Raw genomic sequence first — 13,166 nt, 5'->3', positions numbered from 1 at the left:
TACGGTACTGCTAGACTAAAAGATATCCCCTTTGCTTTTCTTCGGGAGCCATGTCTACGGTAATTACCCAATCCCTGACTCTGGAGGAGTTTCTCAAGCTACCAGAAACAAAACCTGCAAGCGTTTACATTAATGGTGAGATTATTCAGAAGCCAATGCCAAAAGGGAAGCATAGCCGATTACAGTTAAGGCTATGCAACAGTATTAATGATGTTGCCGAAAGCGTGCATATTGCTTATGCCTTTCCAGAACTGCGCTGTAGTTTTGGTATCCGTTCAATAGTACCTGATGTAGCGGTTTTCAACTGGTCGCGTATTCCCTTTGCTGCTGATGGGGAAGCACCCAACGATTTTCTGCTTCCTCCAGACTGGACAATTGAAATTCTTTCTCCCGAACAAAGTTCAAATCGAGTCACAGGCAATATTCTCTATTGCTTAGATCATGGTTGCCAATTAGGTTGGTTAATAGACCCAGAAGATCGTTCCATTTTGGTTTTCCGTCCAAATCAACAACCAGAACTTTTGCAGGGTGATGAGCGTTTGCCAGTGTTAGCCGGGATAGACTTGGAGTTAACTGTTGCGACTGTGTTTGGTTGGCTAAAAATGAGCAGTTAGAGAAACAGATGAAACACTATTGATTTTAGGAACTAGGCTGAATTCAGTTACCTTTCAACTTGGTTTTTATAGGTTTAATTCCTCCCTGTCTGCCCGTCTTGATAGCAGACATAAGGAATGGAATATCTAACGCCTGCAACCACCGGATTACAAGAGTACAAGCATTATCTATACAATAAGTATTATATAGCACTTTTAACTACGTAACCTTGATGAGCGTAGGCGTAGCCCGCCGCAGGCATCGCTCTCTGAGAAAATTTTTTGGTTTGCTGGTACTATAGCTCGTGTGCTAATCTAAACATCGAAGGCAAGTATTTTCCCTATTACAAATTGTTGAGGATTAATTATGGAACCTATTTCTTTGATTATTACTGCTTTAAGTGCTGGTGCGATCGCTGCTTCTAAGGATATCGCAGGAACAGCTGTTAAAGATGCCTATCAGGAGTTGAAAAAGTTGATTAAGAAGAGGTTTGAAGGTGATCTTCTTGGACAAGCAATGGTAGATGCGAAACCAGAAGAAATCAAGCAAGCTGAAGGTTTATTAAAAGATAAAATTGTCAAAGAGGGAGTTGATAAAGACGCAGAAATTCAGAAGATAGCAGAAGAATTAATGGAGTTATTAAAATCGGAACAATCGGGTTCTGCATCTTCAAATACAACAAATATTCAAGCCAAAAATGTTGTCTCTCAAATAGGAGATCATGGCATTCAAAAAGATATTAAATTTAACTGAGGTTTAGGAAGTGAAGATATAGCAATTCTATTTGATTTTTAAATTGCTTTCACCAGAATCCCTCTCTTCAGGTGGAAAAAGTAAACAAGAAATATTACCACTAGTTTAGAATTGCTATAGCTTATGTCGGAACAATCAGAACAGATTCAGGCAAGAAATGTCGCCTTGCAAAAAGGAGATAACAATAAACAATACATTACATTTTTTAATGAGATCATTACCATTTCAGTTGATGTTATCAAAACCAAAACATTCAATCCAGCTTCTCCCTATAAAGGATTGAAAAAGTTTGAGGCAAAAGCAGCAGACAGTAAGCACTTTTTTGGACGAGATCAACTTATCCATCTTCTGACGCAAGAATTAGATCAGAATAATTTATTGTTGTTATTAGGTGCGTCAGGAAGTGGCAAGTCTTCGGTGATTCAAGCGGGGTTAATTCCCCGTTTTGAAGAAAAATTAGGTTCTGACTTTAAAACTTTTATTTTTAAACCAGATCGAGATCCCTTTCTGTCTCTTTTTATTGCTTTTTCTAGGGAATATGGTCAAGATAACGCAAATATAGCAAAAATAGAAAAAAAAGATACCTTAATTGAAATTGTTAAAACTCTAAAACCGAAAGAGCATCATTGGTTAATTTATATCGATCAATTTGAAGAAATTTTTCATCTTTCTGATGGAGATAAAGGGAAGAAATTTATTGAAGCCTTGGTGAATCTATATCAATTTTTAGAAAAATCTCAGGATCTTTCTGTCAAGCTTGTGATGACGATGCGGACGGATTTTTTAGATAAATTTAGTGCTTATCCTGAGTTAAAAGATATTACCATTACCCAAAAGCATATTGAAATGATCGCTGACATGAAACCGGATGAATTACGTCTAGCGATAGAACAACCCGCAGCACAAAATGGCGTGGTTTTTGAAGGTGGAGAAGATGGATTAGTAAAAGAAATTATTATTGATATTAAAGATCAACCTGGATATTTACCTCTATTACAATATACCCTGGATTTACTGTGGAAGAATGATAATAATGTTGCCCAAGATAGAACCCTCAGTATTAGTACCTATCGCACTTTAGGAGGAGTTAGAGGTGCATTACAGCAGCACGTTGAGGCGATTTATTTAACCCTTTCGGCCGATAAACAAGAAGCGGTGAGAAAAATCTTTTTAAAATTAGTAGATGTGGAGAGAAATCAAGAATTAGGCACATTGCAAAAGGTAGTGAGTAAACGGGCAAAGGTGACTGAATTTCAAGGAGAATTAATTCAAGCTACTCTGAAGAAACTGATTGATAATAATCTCATCGTTTCTCAAGCAACTATAGAAGGAGAAGCTACAGTAGAAATTGCCCATGAAATTCTTTTAAGTTCGTGGGAAACTTTGCGAAAATGGATAGCTGATGCTCATCAAGTGATTGCGATTAGAAATGATTTAGTCAAAAGTTTACATCGGTGGCAGGAAACGAAGAAAAAAGATCCTCAAAATGCTTATAATGATTTTTTAACAGGGTCTTTATTAGCAGAAGCAAGAGAAAAACGTGATAGCAAAACTTTTGATTTAGTATTAGGAAAGTTAGAACCAGAGGAAGATCAATTTATTGAAGCTAGTATTAAGTATCATAATCAACGCCAAAAAGTTGAAGCAGAACGACGACAGCGAACTATCCAATGGCTCTCTGGAGGTTTATTAGCAGTTTCTATTTTAGCTGGTTTAGCTGGATGGCAATGGAAATTATCAGAAGATGCACGCACAGCTACAAGGCTTGAGTTTGAAGGTGTAAATGCCCTCAATAAATTTGAAGCTGATCAAGATATAGAATCTTTACTTTTAGCAATACGATCTGGAAAAGATTTACAAAGCGAAGTAAATGATAGCCGTTCTTTAAAAGATTATCCTGCCGTTAGTCCAATTTTAGCTTTGCAAACTATCTTAGATCGCATTCAGGTTCAAAATCAGATTATAGCTTCTCAAAATTCTGATTTATTAAAAAGTTTCCCAAATAAATCTGCTTTGAAAAATAAATTGGCTGATTTTAATACAGGTCATGGAAAAAGCATTATTATCTACAACTCCGACATACCTAATTTTATTACATTAGGAGAAAATGGGACAATCCGTTTTTGGCAATCACTGCAACAACCAATAAGTCCTGCTTTTAAAATTACTGATTCTTTTGATATTAATAATTTTCAAGAATTTAAAAAAATATGGTTTAGTCCTAATTTACAAATGATTGCTGTTATAAATTTATCCGAGGATGGTAATGGTGGTATTAATTTTTGGGATGTAAATGGAACAAAAATCGGAAATTTTCGTAGTAGCCAGAGGTTCTTTACTACTACAAACGTAATCTTTAGTCGTGATGCCAAAAATATTGCTGTTTTAGAACAGCTTGATGGCGGTGAAGGTACACAAATTTTACATTTTCTGAAATATATTGACTCAAATCAGATTGTACATATTGCTCAATCTATACCTGGTTATTATGGAGAAATACAATTTAGTGAAGATGGGCAACATATTCTCACTGGAAAATTATCTGAATATCCAAACTTCGTTCAAGTCTGGAATTCACAGCCGGGATTACAAATTGTGCCAATCGTAAAAAAGATATCAGAAGAAGCTTTTGGAGAAGTTTTTAGTAATGAATATTTTAGTAGCGAGGAGGAGCAAAACCTTTCTCCAGAATGGGCTGATGGGAAAGTTAAACTGCAATTAAAAAATAAACGTATAGTTGAGTTAGAAGGTCAGCAGAATTGGTTTAATACCGTAATTATCAGTCCAGATAAACAACGGATTGCCACTTTAGATGAAGATGGAAAACTTCGATTTTGGAATTTATCGGGTAAACTATTAGAAATTTTAGAAACTTCTAAAACTAGAATCAAAAAAATAATTTTTAGTCCCGATACTCAATATATTGCTACTGTAGAAGATACTGGCTTGATTCTCAGACGGGCAGGATCTAACTACAAAATTATCTCTCAAATTAAAGGACAAGAAAGTTGGTTTTCCAGCATCAGTTTTAGTCCCGATGGACAGAGAATTGTTGCCGGAAGTCATACTAACAGATTGCTAAGAATTTGGGATTTGGCAGGGCGTAAACTTGCTGAATTAAAAATTACAGATCCACGTGTTTATGCAAAAATCAATGAGGAGTTGGATACAGGAGATGGATATTCTCTAAAGGTGGGTTTTACCCTTGATAGTAAATATGTTGTTATTACTACATTAGTAGGTAATCCTATCCTACTTTGGAAAGTAGAAGGATTAGATGATTTATTAACGAAGGGCTGTAATTGGTTAGATGCTTATCTCAAAAATCCTGATATTAGTGAAAGCGATCGACATATCTGTGAGGGATCTACAAAGAAATAAAGTATAAGTTAAAAATTAAAAAGGAAATCCACATCCTTAACCGGACTTTCTTCTAAAAAAGCTCAAACACTTGATATAGAACAATTCTAGCTGTTCCATATCTATCAACTATATTTTTTCAACTAATTATAATTTGAGGGGAACTACAAGACCTTGAAAGGACTAGTTCTAATTACGTATTTAAAAATAGCAAAAACTACTAATTCTTTAGTGATGGCTCTTTGGAGAAACCCTTTTTGCTTGACGTATAAGTAGCAGCCAACAAAACAGTAAAATTTCTGCTGTTGGCTGATAAATTAGTTAAAGCTATTGCTAAGTTAAAAGCGAGTCTTTGAAGTCATGAATTGCTGTTGCTGTCAAAGCATAGATAACTCGGCGCTTACGTATGATGTGAGTGCCATCTACAGGAATACCTTTCTTCCAAGCAGCAATAATAGCTTTCTTGTCTGCTGAGTAAACAGTCTTTTCTCTGCGGTATTTTGGAGACAATTGTTCTGCATCTATCAGCACCTCACAACTTGGCGGATTTTCTTGAATTGTGATGCGAAGTGAATTACCAATCATTTGCTCAGGTAGAATTCCGGTGGCGGTTTGTTCTAAAATAGTTTCATCTAATTTTTGTCGCCAGCGTTCTAGTCTTAATAGTGCTGATTGATGTACAGCTTTTAGATGTTCTAGTCGTTGCTTAATAGCCGTTATTTCAGCATCCAGTTGCAATGCTAATTCTGCTTGGATATCAACAACTTCTTCCTGAACTTCCTGAGTTTCCCAAATAGCGGTGATGATCTCAGCTTCTTCTTCAGGAGTCTGGCAATTAGTTAGCTGTTCCCAGAGATGAGCAGCAGTTTGGGAAAGTCCTGCTAAGGATTGTTGAGCGAGTGCTAAATTCATGACTACCACTCCTCACAAGCTTGGTAATATTCATATTCAGCTTCAATCTGTTCTAAGATAGCTATAGTGCCTGAATCTAAATTAGTATTGAAAGATAAATTGGAAGTGACCTTTTGTGTAGGGTGAAGATTTGAAATGGGAGGAGTAACTAATTGCGCTTTAACTTTCGTGAAAATTGCTGTTAATTGTTGCATTGCTTTGGTTATTTAACACCATCAATGTTGGCGCGATAGCGCACCTATCTGTGTTGGTATTCTCCCAAATTTTTAGGAATTAACTTAATTTCAGATTATTGTTATTTTGTCAATGTCAAGCGTTGAAACTACAAATAGATATGAAGCTCATCAAAAAATCGGAAAAGCTACTCCAAGAAACAAAAATCATCGAGGAAACACAAGAACAGAATTTTCAAATTGACATTATTAATATGCAAGAACCAATGCTTGAAGAACAGCCACAAATAGGTGGAAGTAATAAGGAAGCTAACTATATTCCAGCACGTGATAATCCTATAGTCCTTTCTGTTGGTAAGACGGGATGGCAAGTTTCTGATATTTGGAAGGATATTAGATTAGATAAATTCTAGTTATTGTCTTGATGTTGTTCTTCTTGATTGCTAAAAGTTTAACAAACGTGTGGTTATGTTTACTGGGTACTATCCAATTATTCTTTATCCACCACTAGTGAGACGTTTATACACTAAAGATTCTACAAGTCAGGAGCATTTGAAAGCTTCGTTTCAAGGATGTGTTCAATTACCAAATGGAAATGGTACGGCCAAGCAAGGTGTCAGTGAAAAGCAATTTTTTCGCCATTTACTGTGTGCTTTTCTAGAGAATCTTATCTGTCAAGCGGTGGAATTTGAAATTCCTGGTTCATCTCGACGTTACTCGGCTGATTTTATCCTTTACCATCGGTTTTCTGGGTTAGCTCTCGATATTGAGATTGATGAACCTTATGCTGGAGATACAGGTAAACCTCACCACTGCATTGATGTTGATGATGATAAAATCCGTAACCGTTTTTTCTTAGAGCGCAATTGGGGTGTGGTGAGATTTGCAGAAGTTCAGGTGGTACGTCATCCTTGGAGTTGTTGTAAGGCGATCGCTCAAATCATCGCTAGATTAACTGGAGATGATAGCGTGTTCATATTATTGCAAAGATTGGCTGATGTTCCTTTACAAAAACAGTGGACAAAGCGTGAGGCTAGGCTGATGGCTAAGAACAATTATCGTCAGTCTTATTTACCAAAAATGGGAAAGTAAAACTAGAGATAGTACCTTCAACGAAGAGGCTGTTGGTTGGGGGCAGGGAGCGGGGGAAATGACCCCATCCAAGAGCCGTGAAGCGGAGTGGAACATGGGTCTGAGTTCCCCACTTCTAATAAGTGGTTCTCGAATTGATTGGGTCGAATCCCCCTTTCTGTTCCTTCTCCCCTGCTCCCTGCTCCCTGCTCCCTGCTCCCTGCTCCCTTGCCTCTTCTTCAATACTCATCTTTAATAATCATATAGTCTCCCCAGAATAGGGCTACCGTGTACACACAAGTATTTTAGAGTTGTCCCACACCGGTTTAATCCTGTACAAAGATATGTGTACACGGTAGATTATGGGTAAAAATTGGAAGGGTATTACATCGATTTTGTCAACCTCGCGTTAACTAATCTTTTTGGTTTTCTTACGCATTGCTTTTTTGATTTGCGGTGTGACTTCCACTTACGAATGCTCATGACAATTGAGCCAAAGTCCCGGCTGGCAAAGGCTGTTGTTTTATTCGCACTGTGCCAAATTGTATCTGCCTCAGTTGGTTCGAGTGGAGGTTTACAGCGATCGCAATATCGGTCAAATAGTTGGCGTGGTTCAGGATGATAAGCGATTCGGTGTCTAGTGAGTAAATTAGATGTACCCAGTAGGTTACGAGCTAATTTGTAGCCAGAATTGTTTCTGTTTCCCTCAGATTCGCCATAAGTCAGTAAAGTGCGATCGCTCAAAGTTAAACAGATAGACAAAGGAACAGACACTCCGCTAGCGCGTAGTTGTTTAAGAGATGAGCCATTATCTCTGGTTGTAGCCTGTGTTACTGTCCCTCGTCGGCAATGTAAGGTTGGGCGAGGTGCAGTAATAGAATGTTGCAGTAGCGCTGTTTGTGGGTCGATAACTTCTCCATTTTTTGCTCTTGTGAGAAGTTGCACCCACTTACGCCAACGTTGCTCAGAAAGTTCGTAGGGAAATAAGGCTGTAGAATCAAATGCGGTTTCTAGTTCTTCGACATTATACTGACAGTTTGACCAATGCTCTAGGGTAATGGGGATGGTTGCACTCAATATTCCATCCACCACCCGTCTGCGAACCATACCTGGCAGTCTCATGGAACGAGCTAAGTTGCAAATGGCTGGATCTGCGTTTTGGATAATCGTCAGTTGGCGATTGAGGTACAGCCATTCAGCAGGATTCAAGGAATGGCTGCATTTAAAGTAAACGTGCAGGGATTTCCCACCTGTGTAAACAACGGCGGCGGGTTCCAAGTTGATTTCGTCCTTTAGCCGAACTACAGCTTGTCGCTGCTCACTCAATGCCAAATCATCAATTTCGTAGAATAAACATTGGCATTGACTAACGTGGTGATTGCTGATTCCCTTGTCTGGTTGGTTGGGGTAAAAGCTGACTGTAGCACCAAGATATGACATTTTAAATGCCAATGCCCAACCATCAGCATAGCGTTTAGGTGTTAGTCGCCAGCAGTTGTTGCCCTGTTTGTCTCGACCTCCGTAAGTGCAGCAGTAGAGTTGAAATCCTCGCTGGGTTATTTTACCGCAGAGAATGTAATGGGAGTAGACAAATTGACCATTGCGACAGTAGTTATTCCAGTTTTTAGGTATTAGGTCTGTGGGCAAGTCCCAAGAAATCCTGAGCCAAATTTTGGTTCCGGTGGTAAAGCCTATTTGTCTGAGAAATTTAATAGTTGTTTGTCTGGGATTGAAGATCATGCCAGTTACGCCTAAAGGTTCATTTCCCAGTGGCGCAATCGCGCTCTATTTAATAATCCTTTTATCGGCATTGGTGAATCAAAGGATAAATAATCAACCGCCAAAACGCTACGAACGCCAAGAAACAGAATTTTACATTTGTTTGAGAAAATCAAATTATCCCACAAGTATGCAACGCCCCTTTATCTAGTAAAGATTTCAGGCGTATTATTCTGTGTAAGCTCATAGACTATTAGTATATTTTATTACTATTAATTAATACACCTGAAATTCCTATATTGTGCGTTATATATGGAATAATCTCGTCTTTTATTACGTATGCCAGTAGAAGCTAAAATCTATCGAATTCTTATTGCTAGCCCTGGTGATGTTATTGAAGAAAGAGAAATCATCCGAAAAGAAGTTGACCGATGGAATGCAATGCACGCCGAGGATATGAAAATCATCCTGATGTCCATTGGTTGGGAAACGAATTCCACACCAGATTTGCGAGATTCAGGACAGGAAGTTATCAATCGTCAGTTGGTTGATAAGTGTGACCTTTTAATTGGTGTTTTTTGGACTCGTTTGGGTACACCCACTGTATTAGGTGGAACTGGGACAGAAGTTGAAATAGCGCGAGCTAGGAACGAAGGTAAACGTTGCATGGTCTACTTTTCTGACAAGGAAGTTTCACCTTCTAAAATTGACCAAGAACAATATAGACAAGTTCAAGAATATTGGAATAAATTACAGCCAACAGGATTAGCAAATCGCTACAACAGCATTGAAGACTTTAAAGAGAGAGTCCTTCGACATATTACATCAGCTGTTCAGGAAATTGCCAGAGAAGACAAAGAGCGAAGAGCCGCAGAACAGGAAGCAAAAGTTACTGAGCAAGCAATTGGTCTACCTATTCAAACAATACCAACCGCTTCCAACACAGAGATATCATTCAACACTCTCTCTGAAGCACAAACTTCAGTCAAAACATTGCTAGATTCACGCTTCGGTGTTCAAGATATGGAGGATGCCAAAGAGCAAGAAATCGCCAGAATACAGTCTGTACTAGCTTCACCTGATTTTGGTGAATTATTTTCTCGACAGCCAAGTGTCGAAACTATTCCTGCGATCGCGCAAATTCTGGAAGCAGCTACAACACCATCTATGTATGCACTGGCAGCAATCGGAAGATATGCAGATGAAACTTCACCTGAATGGCTAGATATTGCTGGAGACTGGATTGAGCGACTCAGCACTAGAAAAATGCAAAGTTACGACTGGGCGAATTACATCAAAACTTATCCTGGACTCCTTCTATTATATACGCTGGGAATTTCAGCTTTGCGTGCAGGTAAAATAAACTTCTTACAGGAAGTGACATCTCGCCAAGTTTACTTACGTGAATATAATCGTGATTACTCTCTACTAGATTCAATAGATCCAAGATATGTGTTCTATCACGATATTTCACAAATGATCGAACCCGGATTTGAACGTCGATTTACCCCCGTTAGCGATCATCTTGCTCTGTTGCTGAAAAGCAAGTTTTACGCTAAAGAAGAAGAAGGAAGATACTTAGACTGGTTTGATTTCTTTGAATTTTTACTTTCCTTTAAGGCTATTCAAACTAAAGAACATCCTTATTTTGGATCATTTATCTGGCGTTGGGAAACCAAAAGATTCATGTTCAAAATGATTCAGGATGCAGCTGTACGGCAGGGAAGGTATGGATCTGGCATATCAGACTTATTTGGAGGTGATGCCAAACTGAAAGAAACTGCTACACAGTATGACGAAATTGCTAGTCAATCTAAAATAGATTATGGGCGTGCAGTTCCTCCAAATTACATCAGTCATCTGATTCAACTTGCAAAAACAGGTACAAGAGTCTCAAGCTATGAGGAATTAGTAAACATTCTTTCTCCCAAAAGATAGCATTATCTAGTCAATACCGCTATTACTCTCTTAAATTAGATACTTAATGAACAATAAATTTACAGGTGCTGGCATTTACTTCACGTTGTTCAGAAAGCTTGGATTCAAAGAATTCGCGATTTCTTTTTCTAGCAACTTTGGCGCGTTTTGGTTATTTATTGAGCCAGCCAGTTTTTTTATTCCCGAATATTTCAAATTTGGCTTATCTGGTTATTTTGGTCTGGTTTTGATATCTCTGACTTTTGCTATTGTGCAAAATTTCCCTCGAATATCTGCATCATGTAGCCTATCTTCACCAAATACAGATATAGAGATTAAAATTGGGGATATCTTTCTAGAAAATGAACATTTAGTTATTGGATTTAATGATGTCTTCGATACAGAATTGGGAGAAGTCATCAAAGACTCCAGCGTTCAAGGGCAATTTCTTAAACGAGTTTATAGGGGTAAACAGGATCAACTTGATGCAGATATTGAAACTGCTCTTCAAGAACATAATAGTCATCGCAGGCAAGATCCGGGTAAAACTCGCGGAAAAGGTTGGCGGTATCCCATTGGGACTACAATCACACTTGGTTCTTACGAAAAAAGATATTTCCTCACTGTCTATGGGTATATGAAAAACGATTTAACAGTTGAATCAAATGCTGATTACATATCAACTTCACTGGATAAACTCTGGCAAGAAGTTCGTCTGAAGTGCCACGGTACAAATGTAGCAATCCCAATTATAGGTTCTGATCTGGCTCGTAGTGGTCTGTCTAGAATGCAATTATCTAAGCTGATAATAACTTCATTCATTTTGGAATCCAAAAGAAGATTTATTACACGAAAGCTGACCTTAATGATTTACCCAAAAGATTTGGATTCTGTTAATTATTATGAACTAAAGAAATTTTTAAAATCAATTTGCTTTTAAAACAGAAGAGATAATTTTATGGAGCGCAAAATTATATGCTTATTTATTGTATTTATTGAGTTTCTTATACGAATACATAACTAATTGTTAAAAATATTTATTACACTCCTATGTCCAAAGTGAATTTGTTATTAAAATAATTTTTGAACCCGAGGGATATAACAAGCTTGAATTTAATAAACACTCTTGATGTTTCAATGCTCAATTATCAATAATCTTCAAAGTCGTGTATATAAAGTAGAATGCCACAAGTAGAGAAGATCAAGATATTCCTGGCTTCGCCAAGTGATGTACCTAAAGAACGTAACTATTTAGTTAAAGTAATAGATGAAACTAACCGTACCATTGCTGCTAGTAAAGGAGTAATGCTGGAAGCAATCTGCTCAGAAAAGAATGCCTTTCCAGGTTATGGCCAGGATGGTCAAGCTGTTCTCAACCTGCAAATTGGCAAAATGCAAGAGTATGCGTTGTTTGTTGGCATTATGTGGAACCGCATCGGGACTCCAACACCGCGCGCTGAGTCTGGGACAGTTGAAGAATTTGAGCGGGCTGTTAAATCGTTACAAAAAAAGGGGCAGCCTGAAATATGGTTTTACTTTCGACAATCAGCAGCACAACTTAATACGGAAGAAGCACTAGAACAACGACGAAAGGTACTAGCATTTAAGAAAAAAATTCAGGGAAAAGCATTGATCCGAGAATACTCTGCTCCTGCAAACTTCCGAGATCAATTCCGTGAGCATATATTGTTATGGTTAAGCAAACGTGAAAGCAAAACTCTCCAACCCAGTGTTATTGCTTCCAAAAACAGTAAATTATCACCCACAGTCAATAATACTTCAAAATCTTCGACTACTAAAGTAGCTAGTCGTAGAAAATCAAATTCATCCTCCACGCAGAAAAGCACACAATTAAAGTCATCTTCCACAGTAAAAAAACAATTACCTACTAGAAGTAGTTCCACAACTCGTTCCAGAAAAAGCGTTAGCAGTTCAGGTGCATGGGTTTTACTAGATGACAAATTCTTCTTAACTGAATCTGTTGACACTCAAGCAGATCAGAGTTTGATACTACACATTTCATCGGCTGATCCAACACAAGAAGCTGCCTTACGTAATCTGCATCCAGAACAACATTATTATAAAAAGCAAATTTCCTATGCTTACCAAAACGAAGCAGCAATAATGCAGGTAAAAAGTGTTCTCCCAAAATCTATAAGGGGTAAGACTACCTTTGTCCTTACCTTAAAGCCATATTCACAGGCACAAGGAAACAGCATGATGGAGATGAACTTCAATGGCTATAGCACAGACCAGATTGCTGAGTTACGTGCACGTTTTCTATTACTCAACGAACTACTCTCTCCTAGCCAGAACAAAAATGATTATTCAATGCTTAATTCCTTTATTAAGGGTTATGACAATTCCGTCAAAGTAGAACAATGTGTTTTTCTCAATTTATGGACGAGACTGAAAAATGACCCGCAGCTTTTCCTAACTCATGCACGTCTTGCAGCAATTTATCATTTAAAAATGAGCAGTACAGTTGAACATATATTAGAGTTGAAACTTACTCTACTCAAAGATAATATACTATCTGTTCAGTTTCGTGGGCAAAGAAAGCAAGCTTACAGTAATCAAGAACCTGCTATCATTGAAGTAAAAGGTAATTGCGATCTGAACATATAATAAAATGTCCATAGGGAAGATTGGATAAATTGTAGTAGT

General features: G+C 37.8%; 12 protein-coding genes. 9 read left to right on the top strand and 3 right to left on the bottom strand.

Features of this window, described 5'->3' with window-relative positions; genetic code table 11:
* Positions 1-50: 50 nt before the first annotated feature.
* From RRG12_RS27835 to RRG12_RS27825, 3 genes are all read left to right on the top strand, one after another.
* Positions 51-614, top strand: coding sequence for a Uma2 family endonuclease (locus RRG12_RS27835; RefSeq protein ID WP_420761406.1), 564 nt, complete (start codon positions 51-53; stop codon positions 612-614).
* Between the two features lie 346 nt (positions 615-960).
* Positions 961-1,347, top strand: coding sequence for a hypothetical protein (locus RRG12_RS27830; RefSeq protein ID WP_420761405.1), 387 nt, complete (start codon positions 961-963; stop codon positions 1,345-1,347).
* A gap of 123 nt (positions 1,348-1,470) precedes the next feature.
* Positions 1,471-4,728, top strand: coding sequence for a hypothetical protein (locus RRG12_RS27825; RefSeq protein WP_420761404.1), 3,258 nt, complete (start codon positions 1,471-1,473; stop codon positions 4,726-4,728).
* 312 nt (positions 4,729-5,040) lie between these two features.
* On the opposite strand, the gene RRG12_RS27820 is transcribed toward RRG12_RS27825, so the two are convergent.
* A complete protein-coding gene (locus tag RRG12_RS27820) occupies positions 5,041-5,619 on the bottom strand; it encodes a siphovirus Gp157 family protein (protein WP_420761403.1) in 579 nt (192 codons plus the stop codon).
* 2 nt (positions 5,620-5,621) lie between these two features.
* Positions 5,622-5,813, bottom strand: a complete 192-nt coding sequence (locus RRG12_RS27815; RefSeq protein ID WP_162398260.1) for a hypothetical protein — start codon at positions 5,811-5,813, stop codon at positions 5,622-5,624.
* A gap of 140 nt (positions 5,814-5,953) precedes the next feature.
* On the opposite strand from RRG12_RS27815, the gene RRG12_RS27810 reads away from it, so the two are divergent.
* Both RRG12_RS27810 and RRG12_RS27805 read left to right on the top strand, forming a co-directional pair.
* A complete protein-coding gene (locus tag RRG12_RS27810) occupies positions 5,954-6,205 on the top strand; it encodes a hypothetical protein (protein ID WP_420761402.1) in 252 nt (83 codons plus the stop codon).
* A gap of 55 nt (positions 6,206-6,260) precedes the next feature.
* Entirely contained in the window at positions 6,261-6,884 is a 624-nt protein-coding gene (locus tag RRG12_RS27805; RefSeq protein WP_094353307.1) for a hypothetical protein, read from the top strand.
* Positions 6,885-7,247: 363 nt separating this feature from the next.
* Here RRG12_RS27805 and RRG12_RS27800 read toward each other — a convergent pair whose 3' ends face one another.
* Positions 7,248-8,603, bottom strand: a complete 1,356-nt coding sequence (locus RRG12_RS27800; RefSeq protein WP_420761401.1) for a hypothetical protein — start codon at positions 8,601-8,603, stop codon at positions 7,248-7,250.
* Here RRG12_RS27800 and RRG12_RS27795 point away from each other — a divergent pair.
* From RRG12_RS27795 to RRG12_RS27780, 4 genes are all read left to right on the top strand, one after another.
* Positions 8,602-8,793 carry a hypothetical protein gene (locus tag RRG12_RS27795; protein WP_420761400.1) on the top strand — a complete coding sequence of 64 codons (192 nt, stop codon included), beginning with the start codon at positions 8,602-8,604 and terminating at the stop codon, positions 8,791-8,793. The two genes, RRG12_RS27800 and RRG12_RS27795, sit on opposite strands and share 2 nt — an antisense overlap.
* 128 nt (positions 8,794-8,921) lie before the next feature.
* The gene (locus RRG12_RS27790) at positions 8,922-10,520 is read left to right on the top strand and encodes a hypothetical protein (RefSeq protein WP_181927193.1); all 1,599 of its coding nucleotides are present in this window, start codon (positions 8,922-8,924) and stop codon (positions 10,518-10,520) included.
* A 46-nt stretch (positions 10,521-10,566) separates the two neighbouring features.
* Positions 10,567-11,439 carry a macro domain-containing protein gene (locus tag RRG12_RS27785; RefSeq protein WP_420761399.1) on the top strand — a complete coding sequence of 291 codons (873 nt, stop codon included), beginning with the start codon at positions 10,567-10,569 and terminating at the stop codon, positions 11,437-11,439.
* A gap of 242 nt (positions 11,440-11,681) precedes the next feature.
* Positions 11,682-13,127 (top strand): hypothetical protein, encoded by a 1,446-nt coding sequence (locus RRG12_RS27780; RefSeq protein WP_181927191.1) that lies wholly within the window; start codon positions 11,682-11,684, stop codon positions 13,125-13,127.
* Positions 13,128-13,166: the final 39 nt, after the last annotated feature.

The organism is Nostoc sp. CALU 546 (assembly GCF_048836525.1).
This window is presented reverse-complemented; position numbering and strand designations above follow the sequence as displayed.

Bases quoted from the DNA above. Each gene is read 5' to 3' on its own strand.
- RRG12_RS27820 (WP_420761403.1), bottom strand. From the start codon at position 5,619: ATGAATTTAGCACTCGCTCAACAATCCTTAGCAGGACTTTCCCAAACT.
- RRG12_RS27805 (WP_094353307.1), top strand. From the start codon at position 6,261: ATGTTTACTGGGTACTATCCAATTATTCTTTATCCACCACTAGTGAGA.
- RRG12_RS27780 (WP_181927191.1), top strand. From the start codon at position 11,682: ATGCCACAAGTAGAGAAGATCAAGATATTCCTGGCTTCGCCAAGTGAT.
- RRG12_RS27825 (WP_420761404.1), top strand. From the start codon at position 1,471: ATGTCGGAACAATCAGAACAGATTCAGGCAAGAAATGTCGCCTTGCAA.
- RRG12_RS27810 (WP_420761402.1), top strand. From the start codon at position 5,954: ATGAAGCTCATCAAAAAATCGGAAAAGCTACTCCAAGAAACAAAAATC.
- RRG12_RS27800 (WP_420761401.1), bottom strand. From the start codon at position 8,603: ATGATCTTCAATCCCAGACAAACAACTATTAAATTTCTCAGACAAATA.
- RRG12_RS27790 (WP_181927193.1), top strand. From the start codon at position 8,922: ATGCCAGTAGAAGCTAAAATCTATCGAATTCTTATTGCTAGCCCTGGT.
- RRG12_RS27795 (WP_420761400.1), top strand. From the start codon at position 8,602: ATGCCAGTTACGCCTAAAGGTTCATTTCCCAGTGGCGCAATCGCGCTC.
- RRG12_RS27815 (WP_162398260.1), bottom strand. From the start codon at position 5,813: ATGCAACAATTAACAGCAATTTTCACGAAAGTTAAAGCGCAATTAGTT.
- RRG12_RS27830 (WP_420761405.1), top strand. From the start codon at position 961: ATGGAACCTATTTCTTTGATTATTACTGCTTTAAGTGCTGGTGCGATC.
- RRG12_RS27785 (WP_420761399.1), top strand. From the start codon at position 10,567: ATGAACAATAAATTTACAGGTGCTGGCATTTACTTCACGTTGTTCAGA.
- RRG12_RS27835 (WP_420761406.1), top strand. From the start codon at position 51: ATGTCTACGGTAATTACCCAATCCCTGACTCTGGAGGAGTTTCTCAAG.